Genomic DNA, 14,635 nt, shown 5'->3' on the forward strand with positions numbered 1-14,635 from the left:
TTTTTCAAATACACAAGGGGCAGAGAAGAAACAAGTTATTTGAGGAATTAATAGAAACATGTATTCAAAAAGTTGAGGATGAATACAAAAAAAAAATATGACTACTTGGAAAATTATTTATTATAAACTAAAAATTCCCTTCCCTTGTATAATGTTAACTATTTAGATTGATTCTTGATTTTAGTTTTACATTCTATAGTTTAAGGAAATTTAAGAGTTTCAAATCGAGAAAACATGAATTGGTAATAAAAAATTGGGCTAGAGACCACAATAGTGGTCTCTTTAATTTGTACAATAATCAATTCAAGACTAATTAAAAAAACGAAGGGATGTTTTGCAATGGCAAATTTAAAACGCAATATGATCGAATTGGTTAAAGAAGTAAAAGAGGGTGAAATTGTGACAGAAAAATATCTTACTCCAGTGTTCATCCCTTTTTCCGTTGTTTATGAAGCACTTGATATGACAGAAGCCATTGATAAAAGTGAAAAAGAGAAAAGTGCTGGATCAGAAAGGGAGTTGATTGAAAAGTTAATGGATTTTGTCGCCAACAAGGTCTATAACAAGCAATTCTCAAAGGAAGAGTTATTCAATGGTCTCCATGCTCCGGATGCCATTCAAACCCTACAGGAACAAATTATGTTTGTGGCCCAAGGTAGCCAAAATGATGAAACAAAAAAGTTCTTGGCGAAGAAACGTTAACGGATGAGGACTTTTCTCCAACCAAGCAAAAAGAATACTTGGACATCCTCATTCTTGATCTAATGAAAGAGGGGTTGACTATTAATGACATATTGGAAATGCCTTATCATTTTTTACTCGACATCCTATGCGAAAAAAATAAACCAAAACAAGAAAAATCCTTAATTGCCGCATTCGGGGGCTAAGGATTTTTTTGTTGGTACGGGAAGGTAGGCTGATGGATGGAGAAGATAGAAGGACTTTCGATTGGACTAAATCTCGACTCCACAGCTCTCAACCGTGGCCTAACCGGTGTAAAAGATAAACTATGGACCGTAAACAGTGAAATGAAGGCAAACCTGTCTGCTTTTGATCGCGGTGATCGATCGATAGGAAAATATGAAACCCGTTTAGTTGGGTTGAACCGGAAACTGGAAGTTCAAAAAGAGGTCACGAAACAAGCCAAACTTGAGTACGAAAAGATGGTCAGAGAGCATGGAGAAGGGTCTAAAGAGGCGGATAAAGCGGCTAGTAGCTACAACAAAGAAGTGGCTGCCCTTAATAATCTGGAACGGAATATCGAAAGAACCAAACAAGGATTATCTAAACTGAGAGAAGAACAGCGAATTGCTAATTCAGGTTGGACTCGAGTAGGAGATGGATTAATCAAATTCGGATCAGGGTTGAAATCAATATCAGACAAAACAAAAGAACTCGGGCAAAATTTGACGAAAAAAATTACAATGCCAGCTTTAGGTGCAGCGACTGCTCTGGGAGGTATAGCACTCGTTAAAGGATTTGACCGCCTAATAGGCATAGACACGGCCAGAGCAAAGTTAACCGGTCTTGGTCATGACGCAGAGGGCGTTGAAAAGATAATGGAATCAGCCCTCGAAGCCGTTAGAGGAACATCATTCGGGATGGATGAAGCAGCAACTACAGCTGCCAATGCAGTAGCTGCAGGAGTTAAAGAGGGGGAAGATTTAACTAAGTATTTATCTCTAACCGGAGATGCAGCAGCAATAGCTGGCTCAAGTATGAGCGAGATGGGTACTATTTTTAACAAAGTGAAAACATCGAACAAAGCCTATAACGGTGAGTTGCAACAGTTATCTGATAGAGGGTTACCCATATACCAATGGTTGGCGGACGAAGCTGGAGTAGCAGCGGGAGCAGTATCTAAAATGGCATCAGAAGGGGAGATATCTTCAGAAATTCTGATGAAAGCTATCGAAAATAACATCGGTGGAGCAGCTCAAAAAATGGGGCAAACATCGTTTACTGCTGGACTTGCTAACATGTGGGCAGCAGTTGGCCGACTCGGTGCTTCATTTTTAGACGCTGGCGGAAAAGGCGGCGGATTCTTTTCTCAGCTAAAACCTTTAATAGCTGACTTCACAAGTCGCCTAGATAGCATGGGTATTTTTGCGGAAAAAGCTGGTGTTAAATTCGGAGAGTTCTTTTCTGGATTTGTAGAAAAAGTAAAATCAGTAAAAGCAGCCTACGATAATTTAACACCCACCGTACAAGATATTATAAAAAAAGTTGGAATTGCCGGAGCTGTGATAACTGTTGGACTTGGACCGGTTTTGATAGGATTGGGTACTTTTGGCGGATTGGTTGCAAGCCTTGCTTTAAAAATAGCTCCTTTGTTTAAAAAGATAGCTGAAGCTGGTGGCTTGTTAAAATGGTTGCGATTAGGACTGACTGCATTAACGGGGCCAATAGGGATAACGATTGGGGTTATAGCGCTATTGGGTACCGGATTTATCCTCCTTTATAAAAACTCAGAGACGTTCCGTAATGGTGTCCACAAATTGAGAGGGAAAATAAAAGAACTGGCTAAGTACGCCTTAAAAGCGATCCAACCAGCCATTCAAGCAGTCATTACATTTTTCAAGAATCAACTAGATATCCTCAAAAAATTCTGGAATGAAAATGGACAGATCATCATGGCTGCCTTATCAAATATTGGTAAAATTATTCAAGTGGTATTTGGGACCATTGTGGAGGTGATAAAGTTTTCCATGCCTCTCGTGCTGGGAATCATCAAATCTGTATGGAGTAATATCAAAGGCGTCATCTCTGGAGCATTAAACATCATTATGGGTTTAGTAAAGGTATTCTCCGGACTATTCACAGGGGACTTCCGTAAGATGTGGGAAGGTATCAAACAAGTATTTTTAGGGGCTTTAACGTTCATTTGGAATTTCGTGCAATTAATGTTCTGGGGAAAGATGTTGAAAGGCATTCTTTCACTAGGGAAGTTACTAGTCAACTCATTTAAGGGCATGTGGGGCAGTATAAAAAATGTTTTTTCTATAGTCATTAAGTGGATCGTGGATTTTGTGAAGAATCGATTTACTGTGATGAAAAATACAGTGAACACGATTACTACCACTATAAAAAAACTCATCTCTACTATTTGGAATGGTATCTTAGACTTTTTCAAATTAGTGATTAAATCTATTGTGGATTTAGTTGAAAACCGTTTTAGTACTTTGAAAAATACAATCACTACCATTTTCAGTGGAATTCGTAATCTTACTAAAACCATTTGGAACGCCATAAAGGATTCCATTTACACTCCTATCAAAAATACAATTACAAACACCATAAGCCGCTTTACTCATTTAAAATCACGTATATCAGACATATTTGGCACGATTAAAAAAAATATTAAAGGCTATGTTTCGGATATGGTTGAAACTGTAAAGGGTATGCCGCAAAGGATGTCAGATGGTCTGAAAAAGGCAGGCGGTAAGATTAAAGAAGGTATTATATCCGTATCTAATAAAATGGTATCCGGTTTAGGCACAGGTGTAAATGGCGTCATCACCGGTGTTAATTGGGTATTGGGAAAGGTAGGCGTTAAGAAGAAAAACCAACTAGATCCTTGGAAAGTTCCACAATATGCACAAGGTACAGACGGGCATCCTGGAGGATTGGCCGTTGTTGGTGATGGGAAGGGTTCTAATGCTGGACAAGAATTAATCCAAACTCCAGATGGACAACAATATTTATCGCCTTCAAAATCTACGCTAGTCAATTTACCTAAAGGTACACATATACTTGCTGCAAGCCTAACAAAGCAATTAATTCCTCATTATGCTTGGGGTGATGATTTTTTGAGTGCAAGTAAAAGTATTGCTAGTACTGCATGGGACGCTACCAAAAAAGGTGCTAAGAAAGTAAAAGATACAGGCGTAGATATTTGGCAATATGCTAGTAACCCTAGCAAACTATTAGATTTAGGCATGAAATCCTTAGGAATTACAGCACCTAGTGAATATAGCACTTTGGGCAAAATAGCAAAAGGCGGTTTCACTAAAGTGAAAAATAGTGCCGTCGATTTTGTAAAAGAAAAAATGAAAGACATGTTTGACTTTGGTGGAAGTGGAAATGTATCCGGTAACGTCAAACAGTGGATAAGTGAAGCTATTTCTATAACTGGTGTTCCGGGAAATTGGGCAGCACCATTATCAACGGTTGCAATGAAGGAATCTGGCGGTCGTACTGGTCCATCCACCATTAACAAATGGGATAGTAACTGGAAACGGGGCACTCCTTCCATGGGGCTTATGCAGACGATCAAACCAACTTTCGATGCTTATAAAATGAAGGGCTATAACGACATTATGAATCCAGTCCATAATGCTATTGCAGCTATTCGTTATATTAAATCTAGGTATGGAACACCTTTCAATACTCCAGGTATCAAATCCATGGCTAACGGCGGACCGTATAAAGGGTATGCCACTGGTGGTTTGATTAACTATGCTGGTATGTATAATCTTGCAGAAGATGGATGGCCTGAATTCGTCATACCTACTAACCCTAGCAAACGGACAGATGCCATGAAGTTGTTGGCTTTGGCAGGGAAGACAGTTGATAAAGGGAACAAGCGACCTGGACAATTGCCGAATGTAGGGGGCAGCAGTGAAGGAAATAATGTTCTACAGAAATTACTTGAGGCTACGCTTGAACAAACTCAAGTGCTTTTACAATTATTAAGCAAGGATACAGATATTATTTTGGATGGTCATTCGGTAGCAAAAGGTATTCATAAAGATATGACTAAATATCAAACACAAGATAGAAGAATAAGTAAAAGAACGATTAAGGGGAAGGTGAGAAAGTGAAAAATTTTACTTTCAATGGTATATCGAAGCCATACCTCACAGCCCTAAAAGGTAGTAATAGGCAGCCATGGGCCCCAATTGAGTGGAGGTTTCAAGAGGTTCCAAAACGACCAGGGGCTCTCCCGGTTAAAAAGAATACGGGAGTTAGAGCATTACCTCTTCCTGTTTTTTTAAAGGCTGATAGTATTGAAGATTTGCAAAAAGTTAAAGAGGATTTGGCAAAATGGTTAATCCATGACGAGCCAAAGCCTCTTATTTTTGATGACGAACCTGATCGTATCTATTATGCGGTTGTAAATGGAGGTTTTGATCCAGATGAAATATTGAAGTGGGGGCAAGGAGTCATTCCTTTTATCTGTCCGGATCCATACAAATACGGAGAGGAAGAATCATTGATCTTGGATGATTTCCCGATTCGAAATATGGGCACTTTAAAAGCAAATCCGGTATTCTTCATAAAATTCATGGCTAACATTACGAACTATACGGTTTCTGTAAACGAAAAGACCCTTAAGGTTATTTGGAATTTTAAACAAAATGATTTGTTAATGATCGATACAAGCAAGCGAAAAATCACTATTAATAATTTGGTGAAGATGACCGCGTTAGATTTAAGTAGTAATTGGCCAGAATTTATTAAAGGTCAAAATAACATTGTAGCTGATAAAACCGTTGCAAACATTACAGTAACATTCAGACCGAGATGGCTATAGGAGGTGTTTCGGTTGTCTGATTTATTTATATTTGACCCACATGATAATCTAGTGGCGATCCTTTCTAACGGTGGAGAGGAAACATGTCCCTTTTGGTCTGCACCCTTTAAAGAATTATTGAATCAAGGAACTACTTTTGAGTTTACTGCAGCAGGGAATCATGAGGATTCACAGCATATTGTGTCTGAAAACCAAGTCGCCTTCATGGACAAGGATGGCTTATTTCGTCTTTTTACTATTAAGGAGCCAGAAAGAACCGATGGTGAAGACGGCCCAATTATAACTGCAATTTGTGAAGCCGCTATGCTTGAGTTAAATGATGAGGTTATTGAAGATGTTCGGCCTTATAATGTCACTCTTAAAACGGCCATTACAAAAGCGTTGGAAGGTGTGAGGTGGAAAGTCGGAGAGGTGGCAGAGTTAGGTTTAAATTCCACGAATTATTATTACATTACACCTACTGAAGCGATAACCGAATGTATTAATACGTGGGGAGGTGAACTCCGGGACCGTGTGGAAATTGAGGGCAATAGGATAACTGGTCGATTCATTGACGTTCTACCTAGAAGAGGGGAAGACATAGGTAAACGGTGGGAAATCGATAAGGACATCCTTTCCATTACGGAAAGAGTCCAATCTTATCCTAAGACAGCTTTATATGGACGAGGTTCTTCTCTTGAGATAGAAGACGAAGAAGGAGAAGCTACCGGAGGGTTCACGAGAAAAATCACTTTTGCTGATATTGAATGGAAAGTAAAGGATGGTGACCCTGTAGATAAACCCAAAGGCCAAAAGTGGGTTGGGGACTCAGAAGCTCTAACTGTATTCGGCAGAGAAAACGCTGATGGCACCCTTAGGCATAGAAAGGGCATATTTGAAAGTGGTGAACAAGAGGACCCTGCAGCGTTGTTACAAGAAACATGGGAGGCCTTGCAAGAACAAAAGCATCCGCTTCGCAATTTCGAGATGAGCATTTTTTTACTTGAAAATATTATCGAATACGAGCATGAGAAAGTGAGATTAGGAGACACAACAGTTGCTTTGGATTATTCTTTTGCAAAGCCGATTGAAGTAGAAGAACGAGTCATTAGTTTTGAATATGACGTATCAGATCCGAACAATTCAGGTGTGGTTGAGCTTGGGAATTTCATCGACTTGTATTCGGATGATGCTCGACTTGATCAGATTGAATCGGAGTTGAATGATAACAAAGGGCTTTGGAATAACGGTGGGAAGAAGCCCATTACGGATGACAGGATTGAGAATGTCACCCCTTCTCAACCAAAAAATGTTATGGCATCTGGATTATTTCAACATGTACAAGTTGAATGGGATTTTGTTAATACCATTTCTATAGCTAATTACGAGGTCTATGCTTCTCAGATACAAGGATTTACACCAGACATTTCTAATCTTGTATTCCGGGGTAAAACCAGTATTTACTCCCACCAGGCAAGTAACAATCAGCAATGGTATTTTCGAGTGAGAGCTGTGAATACACATGGTGTTGCAGGTCCATTCTCCGAAGAAGCCATGGCGCAGACAGCAAGGATTATTTCTGATGATATTTTATTCGGCCCAGACATTGCTGAAGAATTAAGAGAGTTGTCTAAAGAAGCTCAACTCCTAGCGGATGGAACGGTAGATTTTAACATGGTCGCTGATGACGTTAAAACACCGATTCAAAATGCGGTTGATCAAGCTAATCATGCCGTATCGAATGCAAATACAGCGACTAGTAATGCTCTGGATGCTATTGCTCAAGCCCAACTTTCTTTTGATGCTGCAACAGACGCAATCAGAAAGGCTGATGATGCAACAGGTCAAGTGTCTGTTTTAAGCCAGACTGTTTTAGGTTTACAATCGACTGTGTCCGATAAGGTTAGTACTTCGCAATTTACCCAATTGGCAGGTGTTGTGGATACAAAAATTAGCACAGTGGATGCAGATGGTAAATTTGCTACTCAATCACAATTAACTCAAACCGCTACTAGTTTGACGAGTACGATTACTCAGGTTCAAAACAATTTAGATCAAGTAGAAATGACTACAACTTCACAAATATCTCAATTAGCAGACAATATTAACTTGAGAGTAAAAGAAAATGATGTCGTCAACCAAATTAATATATCAACAGAAGGTATATTGATAGACGGTAAAAAAGTTCATATCACAGGACAGACAATGATTGATAATGCAGTCATTGCTACAGCAAACATCAAAGATGCAAATATCACTACTGCCAAGATCGCTAACTTAGCAGTGGGGACAGCAGCCATTGCAAATGCGGCTATTACCAATGCGAAAATCGCCAATTTGTCTGTTGGCACAGCACAACTTCAAGACGCTGCCATTACAAATGCGAAGATTGCTAATGCATCAATCGATAGTGCAAAGATTTCAACTATGTCGGCAGATAAAATTAAGGTTGGAACCCTGACGGGTATTAACATCAACGGTGTAACCATTAATGGGAGTACCTTAAAGAGTCAATCGGGGGGCACCATGACTGAAATATCCGGTGGGGAATTTCATACATCAGGTTCCTTTAGCAGGACATTTGGAAGCAGTACAGCTGTTTATACTGCTTATATTGATTCATATGATGGGGCATTAAGAGCGAGAATCACCGAGAAGAGAGTCAATGGAGTGAAAAAAAATACTCAAGAAAGATGGCTCACATTCACAGACAAGACCATAACATCTCAACGCGAGGTACATTCCGGGTCGGTTAATTATAAGAATGCCAGATTCATTGATTTCTTTGCTGATGAAACTTTAAATGGCGATGTAGCTGGACTGGGTATGCATATCTACTCTGGTCAAAACACCTTGATAGAAGCGGCTTACAATATGGAAATTAAGACAGGATCAAGTCAATATCTGACTATTAATACTGGTGGAGGTGCGGCGATTGAGTCCACTAATAATATTCTTTCTTTAAGACGAACGTCTGCTTATACAGCTGACTCAGGTACAATACTGACATTCCAAAGTTCTGATAAAAATTGGCAGGGAGCAGTAGGAATCTGGAATAGCGAGAGAAATATGCACCTGGTTACTTATTTTGGAGACTATATCATGCTTAGATCAAGAGTTGAAGTTAGATCAATGGATGTTGATGGAAACAACTACAGGTCAATGAGGGCAAGTGCATTTAATACCTCATCATCAAGGAAATTCAAAACCAATATCAAGGATTTGGCCATTAATCCTCTTGAACTTGTAAATCAATTAAAGGTTGTCGAGTATGACCTTAAAGCGGATTTGTCTGAAGGGATTTTCAATAATAGACAAGTAGGTTTTATTAGCGAGGACAACCTAGTAATCGCGACAACAGATATGAGTGCAATCAATATCTATAAAGTAACATCACTCAACACGGCGGCCCTCCAGATAGTAGATTCAAAGGTAAAAAAACACGATGATCGTATTAATATGCTCGAAATCGAAAATCAATTTCTAAAACAAAAAATTGCAATTTTAGAGTCTAAAATTGCATAGGGGGGTATTTATATTGCAAGTGAAAATTCAGTATTCATACTTAGTTGATTCCATTAACTTTTTATCAACCATGACTTTAAAAGGGAAACAATCGATTCACCGTACACGTTTTATCAAGCAATTATCTGAAAAACTCAAACAGGTATCAGAAGAGGAAATGCAACTTATTAAAGAATTTACCGGTACAGATGATAATGGGGCTCCTAATAAAAATGAAGATGGCAGCTTTGCCATCGATGATGTTAATGAGTTCAAAAAGCAGCAACATGATTACTTGTCCGAGTACTATGTCATTGAAGGAGGCGATGCCCACGGAATGATAAAAACAGTGAAGGAGATTATCGAGAATTACGATAAAGAGGTATCAGGTAAAGATGCAGACGCGTTTGAACATTTGTTCACAGCTTTTGAAAACTCAAATGAAAAAGGAGAGGAAGATTAATGTTAGAAATTCAAATAATAGCAACTAATATCCGTTATGAAGATGGTGGCGTATCTTCCGTAAATGTGCAATTCCAGAGTAAGGATCCAGAGGGAAGTATCAATCTTAATGGTTACATTCCACTTACTACTGAAGAGTATCAAGGGAACGAAGCCTTTTTAGCATTAACGGAAGTTGCGAGGACAAAAATAATTAATCGATTGCAACCAAAAGCCGAATAGGGCTTTTTATTTTGTATACAAATGGGGTGAAAAAATGAATGTCTCAATGGGGTTATTGATCACGCTTGTTGGTTTATTATGTACGGCAACAGGGGTTGTCCTAGGCTTATTTAAACATAGCCGAGATAGAAAAAAAGATGTCAGGAGTGATGCTACGGAATTAGCAATTATCAGAACAAAATTAGACAACATTGGTCAATCAGTTGATTCGATAAGGATTGAATTTAAAGCAAGTGATCAACGTTGGACCGCATTATCAGAAAGAGTGATTCGAAACGAAGAAAGGGCGAAACAAGCCCATAAACGAATTGATAAAATCGAAAACAAAGGGGAATTTTGAAATGGATAAAACAAAACAATATGTAGCAATGATTGGCGGTGCTCTCGGGGCACTGCTTTTATTTTTTCAATCGCTAGGTTATCAGGTTGAATGGTTCAATGAAAATACAATCAACTCATTTATTAACTTCCTTACTGCTGCTCTCCCACTTGGGTTTGCTTTATATGGAGTATATAAGAATCAATATTTAGTGACTAAGAAAGCTCAAAAACAAGAAGAAGTCTTGAAAAAGAATGGATTAAAATAAGCTGCCCATCGGGTGGCTTTTTTATAAATCAAAAGGAGACGATGGAAAATGATTAAAATCTTTATTGATGCAGGACACGGTGGAACAGATCCAGGTGCAGTCGGGAACGGTTTAAAAGAAAAAGATTTAACATTAAAAATAGCAACAATGGTAAAAAGTATGCTAGAAGATTATAAAGATGTATCGGTGAAAATGAGCCGTACTGGTGACACCTATCCATCCTTATCTGCACGTACTAAAGCTGCTAATGAATGGGGAGCTAACATTTTCTTATCCATCCACATAAACGCTGGTGGTGGTACAGGATACGAAGATTATATTTACACTTCAGCAAGTGCAAAGTCAAAAGAATATCAATCCACAATCCATACAGAAATCATGAAGCTAATTGATATGAAAGATCGCGGTAAAAAATCAGCTAACTATCAAGTGCTTCGTACTAGCTCTATGCCTGCAGTTTTAACTGAAAGTGGATTTATTGATCATGCTGGTGATGCAGCTAAATTAAAAACAAGTATGTTCATTGAGAACTTGGCCAAAGGTCATGTGAACGGCTTGGTGAAAGCATTTAAGTTGAAGAAGAAAGCGGCTAAAGAAAATGTAGAGGCAAGCACTTCTTATACAGCTGTAAAGGGAGATACTTTTTATTCCATTGCTAAAAAGTATGGAACCACTGTGGACAATCTTAAATCATTAAATCCTAAGGTGGACCCCAATTCTCTTCAGATTGGACAGAAGCTTGTTGTAAGTGGTACAACAGCTATTTATCATACAGTTGTGAAAGGCGACACGGTAACTGCTCTTGCTAAGAAAAACGGGAGTACAATTAAACAAATAAAGGATTTAAACAAGCTTGATAACAGGTATACAATTGGAGTTGGTCAAAAATTACGCTTAAAGTAATTATAAAGCCCCTTACCCTTTGAGTAGGGGCCTTGTCTATTTTTAACCTGAAAAGTAGATAGAGAAATGGCTTTGAAGGTATCTAAAAACGTAAGAGAAAATGGACAAAAAAACCCTCAACCCTAGGATCAGGGTGTGAGAGCGTCTGGAAGAAGGTTATGAAAAATATAGAAAAATATAAATGGTGACATTCACCTATTAAAATAATATAATCCTTTATAATTCCTATTAGCTATAAATTTCAAATGAAATTTTTGAGAGTTTGCTGTCATCTCTTCTAGGATTATAACTAGAGCCATAATCAAAAGTCCATTTAACTATTTTATTTTCTCTAGGATATAGTCTAAATTCATCTAAAAGATCCTCATCTACAGACATGTTTAGTTTATTCCCGCTACTATCCCCTAATTCAAGATCAATAAACTTAAATTCAATTTCTTTATCAGTAATATTAATGAATCTAAGATGTAATTCCATCTTATTTTCATTAAGCTTTTTAACTCTTTCCAGTTTAACCTGTGTATTTAAATTTAATGCTTCAGTTTTAGCTATAGCATCTACTTTATCAGTAAAAATCTTTCTGTCTCTATCCCAAATTTTATAATCAATTTCATCTAATTCAAAGGTTTTAACTATAGTATCTCTAAATTTGTTTAAACCATCTTTATCATTCATGTAAAAACTAATTTTTGTTGGATCAATAGCACCTGTTATTTTTTTGAAATCAAAATTAGGTGTTAGGACAGAATTATGTTCTTTTGATGTAATCCAAGCTGCTCCCATTTCATTTAAGCTAGGTGCACTTTCGTAGTAGTTATGTGATAAAACAAACAACACCATAATATTATTATTGTTTAACTCTAGTTTGAGAAATTCATATATGTTTTCTCCGTATGGAATATCATATCCTGTTAAAGAACTACAGAAAATGTGCTTATCACTCTTCTTTATTCCTATATTATTTAACAAATCTACCAATGCAGTTACATATTCAATATCTTTAGAAGAATGGCTAATGAAAATTTTATCAATTTTCTTATTAATATCAGTATGTACTACAGGTGTTGGAGTAAAATCATAATCTTGTAAAGCAGTCAATATTCCTATCATACTATTAAAAGGTGTTTCTCCAGATTCATTGGCTCCTTTTGCTATATTAAAAAAATTCTCCTGTATTTCTGTATCACTAACATGCTTTTTAATAAACAATTTGCATTTTTCTATCCAAGCAATATAATCAGCACCTGAAATGTATAAGGTACCATACAATCCTACTTCTGAACATTTAGCTTTAACTTCATGCCCTTGTTGAATTAAAATAAGCAGTTCATTTTTAAAGTCCATATCATCTAGCTCCTTATTTATAACCATTTCACTTTCAACATTTACTAAATAATCAATAAGGTAATCTCTAATCTTGTTTAATATAGATTTACAACTTCCAAGATGATTTAAGTATATACCATCAAGCTTTTGTTTTTTTTCATTTTCATAATATAAATCTAAAGAATGCAATCCTTCTGGAATCGTATTTGTCTCAAGGACTTTCTCAATTTGGTTTATATAATCAGTAAGTTCACTAACCGATAAGCCTACAACATATCCTTTTTCAACACTTTTTGAAGTTAATTCATACCAGTCAGTTGTTCTTTGATTTTTATAGTAGTTTTCATAAACATCTACAAAAATGGTTTTGTATTCATTACTGGATAAGCCCTTTTTAATAGCAATTGTTTTTATTTCACTATAAAGTGCTAGATATTTATCATTAGTCAATGAAGAAGATTTATTCAAGCTCATAAAAATGATTTCTTTAACATCTAACCTATATTTTGCAATTCTTAGTACTTTAATTAAAAGATTATGTATGTTGTACCTCTCTAATTCAAACTCCCTTAAAGTAGTTTGTATATCTAATAAATCCAATTTTCCCCTTCCCTCCCTATACTTTTTCTAAAGAACAGCCTTTTATTCTAACTGTTTCTTTAATTATTGATGTTCCATAGGTAAATGAGTTTTCAATACTAGCTATTATACAAGGAAACCATTAATCACTACAGTCATCCTTATCCAATTTACATCTCATCAGTACCTCGTTTTGTAATTCAAAACACTCCTTTCCATATAGATTTGTCTACACTCTGAAAGCCCTCCTTGTGTGAGAGGGGCTTGTTTTTGGTTAGAAAGGATTTAAATTATAGATCTAACCTTTATAACTAACTCCGTAATATCAATGTCTTCGTTATAAATCACTTGATCAATTCGAAAATCCTTACTCGCTGCATAGTTACTTTTAATCTGCTGGACCCATTTATATGCGGCAATAGCAGCAGTCTGATCTGGGTCTTTCTTAAAGTCTGTATTAGGAACAGGGAAGCTTCCACTCTGTAAAAAATTCGTTCCTTTTGAATGTAAGTAAACCTTGATATTTATGTTCATTCATTTTGCTCTTTTCAGTTTATTTAATTTAGTTCAGGTTTTTGTACTTCAACAATTTTATAAGCTCTATATTTATTGGATGGAGCCTAAATTACATTTAGTAAAAATGCTCTTAATTTAGAATGCTCTTGAACAAGAACGATTGTTCGTATATAATTTATGTATCGAAAGTGTTAGGTAAAAAGAATCATTTTATTAAAAAAAGACAAAGTGATTTACATTTTATTTAACATCATAACTCCCCCTATACATATACGTTGACTCCTTAATGTTAGTAACCTTCCATGATTCATATTCCTTGTATTAATCCTGTGTAGATGTATTTCTCTACTTCTATAATTTTTTATGTAGAGGGGATTCTAAATAAACAAGTTACATAATGAAAAAATTGTGACGAAGAAAGGTGTGAGATATTGTGAAAAAGCCTGTAAATCTTGAGGAGTTAGCAGACAAGTTAGGTATATGCATTAATCAATTTAAACAAGAACTAACTAGGCTTTATTTTGATTCACATGACGAAGAGAACGAATATAAGCAATAATCCCTCTGGTCTCATCTTCTGTTAAGTCCATACCATCTATTTGAAGGTTGAATTGTTTTAATAATTCATCATCGGAAAGATCTAAATTTTTGATAAAGTCATCTTCTACTGTAGATGGCTTTTTTTGTTCTGACTCATAGGGACCATCCATTTCTCGTACATAAGGTAAGGAAGGTTCTTCAAGCAAATCTTCTTCATCCCAGTAACCACAGACTACCATTAATTCTACATATGAAGTAGTTTTTAAAAATGGTGCAAGAGTTTGTAACGTCCTGGCTTCTGGAACTTGTATTTCTCCTTCTATCCTAGATAGGGTAGTTTGTGATATACCTGATTCTATTGAAAGCTTATTTTGGCTTTTATATCCACTAAATGACCCCCGCGAGGTTGGAGAGGTTGGAGGAATGGTTCAATAAATACGGTCCTTGGACCATCATCATAGCCTATTTCATCCCAGGAGTC

The 14,635-nt window shown here is 36.7% G+C and carries 13 protein-coding genes; 10 read left to right on the forward strand and 3 right to left on the reverse strand.

Annotation, left to right across the window (positions count from 1 at the left end):
• Window positions 1-339: 339 nt before the first annotated feature.
• The 10 genes from gpG to ACFRAK_RS26570 all read left to right on the forward strand — a co-directional run bounded on the left by gpG (window position 340) and on the right by ACFRAK_RS26570 (window position 11,193).
• A complete protein-coding gene (gene gpG, locus ACFRAK_RS26525; RefSeq protein ID WP_394572836.1) occupies window positions 340-702 on the forward strand; it encodes a phage tail assembly chaperone G in 363 nt (120 codons plus the stop codon).
• A gap of 62 nt (window positions 703-764) precedes the next feature.
• The gene (gpGT, locus tag ACFRAK_RS26530) at window positions 765-887 is read left to right on the forward strand and encodes a phage tail assembly chaperone GT (RefSeq protein WP_394572848.1); all 123 of its coding nucleotides are present in this window, start codon (window positions 765-767) and stop codon (window positions 885-887) included.
• 36 nt (window positions 888-923) lie between these two features.
• Window positions 924-4,823 carry a tape measure protein gene (locus tag ACFRAK_RS26535; RefSeq protein WP_394572837.1) on the forward strand — a complete coding sequence of 1,300 codons (3,900 nt, stop codon included), beginning with the start codon at window positions 924-926 and terminating at the stop codon, window positions 4,821-4,823.
• Window positions 4,820-5,536 carry a distal tail protein Dit gene (locus tag ACFRAK_RS26540; RefSeq protein WP_394572838.1) on the forward strand — a complete coding sequence of 239 codons (717 nt, stop codon included), beginning with the start codon at window positions 4,820-4,822 and terminating at the stop codon, window positions 5,534-5,536. Before ACFRAK_RS26535 ends, ACFRAK_RS26540 begins: the two co-directional genes overlap by 4 nt.
• Before the next feature lie 12 nt (window positions 5,537-5,548).
• Window positions 5,549-9,040, forward strand: coding sequence for a phage tail protein (locus tag ACFRAK_RS26545; RefSeq protein ID WP_394572839.1), 3,492 nt, complete (start codon window positions 5,549-5,551; stop codon window positions 9,038-9,040).
• Between the two features lie 13 nt (window positions 9,041-9,053).
• A complete protein-coding gene (locus tag ACFRAK_RS26550; RefSeq protein ID WP_394572840.1) occupies window positions 9,054-9,482 on the forward strand; it encodes a hypothetical protein in 429 nt (142 codons plus the stop codon).
• Complete coding sequence (locus ACFRAK_RS26555; protein ID WP_394572841.1) at window positions 9,482-9,703, forward strand: hypothetical protein; 222 nt, start codon at window positions 9,482-9,484, stop codon at window positions 9,701-9,703. The genes ACFRAK_RS26550 and ACFRAK_RS26555 overlap by 1 nt, the downstream gene beginning before the upstream one ends.
• A gap of 34 nt (window positions 9,704-9,737) precedes the next feature.
• On the forward strand, window positions 9,738-10,043 hold the full coding sequence (locus ACFRAK_RS26560) for a hypothetical protein (protein WP_394572842.1): 306 nt from the start codon (window positions 9,738-9,740) through the stop codon (window positions 10,041-10,043).
• A gap of 1 nt (window position 10,044) precedes the next feature.
• Window positions 10,045-10,290, forward strand: coding sequence for a phage holin (locus tag ACFRAK_RS26565; protein ID WP_394572843.1), 246 nt, complete (start codon window positions 10,045-10,047; stop codon window positions 10,288-10,290).
• A 48-nt stretch (window positions 10,291-10,338) separates the two neighbouring features.
• Entirely contained in the window at window positions 10,339-11,193 is an 855-nt protein-coding gene (locus tag ACFRAK_RS26570; protein ID WP_394572844.1) for an N-acetylmuramoyl-L-alanine amidase, read from the forward strand.
• A 228-nt stretch (window positions 11,194-11,421) separates the two neighbouring features.
• On the opposite strand, the gene ACFRAK_RS26575 is transcribed toward ACFRAK_RS26570, so the two are convergent.
• The 3 genes from ACFRAK_RS26575 to ACFRAK_RS26585 all read right to left on the reverse strand — a co-directional run bounded on the left by ACFRAK_RS26575 (window position 11,422) and on the right by ACFRAK_RS26585 (window position 14,360).
• On the reverse strand, window positions 11,422-13,119 hold the full coding sequence (locus ACFRAK_RS26575; RefSeq protein ID WP_394572845.1) for a toll/interleukin-1 receptor domain-containing protein: 1,698 nt from the start codon (window positions 13,117-13,119) through the stop codon (window positions 11,422-11,424).
• Between the two features lie 264 nt (window positions 13,120-13,383).
• Window positions 13,384-13,632, reverse strand: a complete 249-nt coding sequence (locus ACFRAK_RS26580; protein ID WP_394572846.1) for a hypothetical protein — start codon at window positions 13,630-13,632, stop codon at window positions 13,384-13,386.
• A gap of 491 nt (window positions 13,633-14,123) precedes the next feature.
• A complete protein-coding gene (locus ACFRAK_RS26585) occupies window positions 14,124-14,360 on the reverse strand; it encodes a hypothetical protein (RefSeq protein WP_394572847.1) in 237 nt (78 codons plus the stop codon).
• Between the last annotated feature and the right edge of the window lie 275 nt (window positions 14,361-14,635).

The sequence above is a fragment of the Peribacillus sp. NPDC056705 genome (assembly GCF_043656335.1).

Bases quoted from the DNA above. Each gene is read 5' to 3' on its own strand.
- gpG (WP_394572836.1), top strand. From the start codon at position 340: ATGGCAAATTTAAAACGCAATATGATCGAATTGGTTAAAGAAGTAAAA.
- gpGT (WP_394572848.1), top strand. From the start codon at position 765: ATGAAAGAGGGGTTGACTATTAATGACATATTGGAAATGCCTTATCAT.
- ACFRAK_RS26570 (WP_394572844.1), top strand. From the start codon at position 10,339: ATGATTAAAATCTTTATTGATGCAGGACACGGTGGAACAGATCCAGGT.
- ACFRAK_RS26535 (WP_394572837.1), top strand. From the start codon at position 924: ATGGAGAAGATAGAAGGACTTTCGATTGGACTAAATCTCGACTCCACA.
- ACFRAK_RS26560 (WP_394572842.1), top strand. From the start codon at position 9,738: ATGAATGTCTCAATGGGGTTATTGATCACGCTTGTTGGTTTATTATGT.
- ACFRAK_RS26580 (WP_394572846.1), bottom strand. From the start codon at position 13,632: ATGAACATAAATATCAAGGTTTACTTACATTCAAAAGGAACGAATTTT.
- ACFRAK_RS26555 (WP_394572841.1), top strand. From the start codon at position 9,482: ATGTTAGAAATTCAAATAATAGCAACTAATATCCGTTATGAAGATGGT.
- ACFRAK_RS26565 (WP_394572843.1), top strand. From the start codon at position 10,045: ATGGATAAAACAAAACAATATGTAGCAATGATTGGCGGTGCTCTCGGG.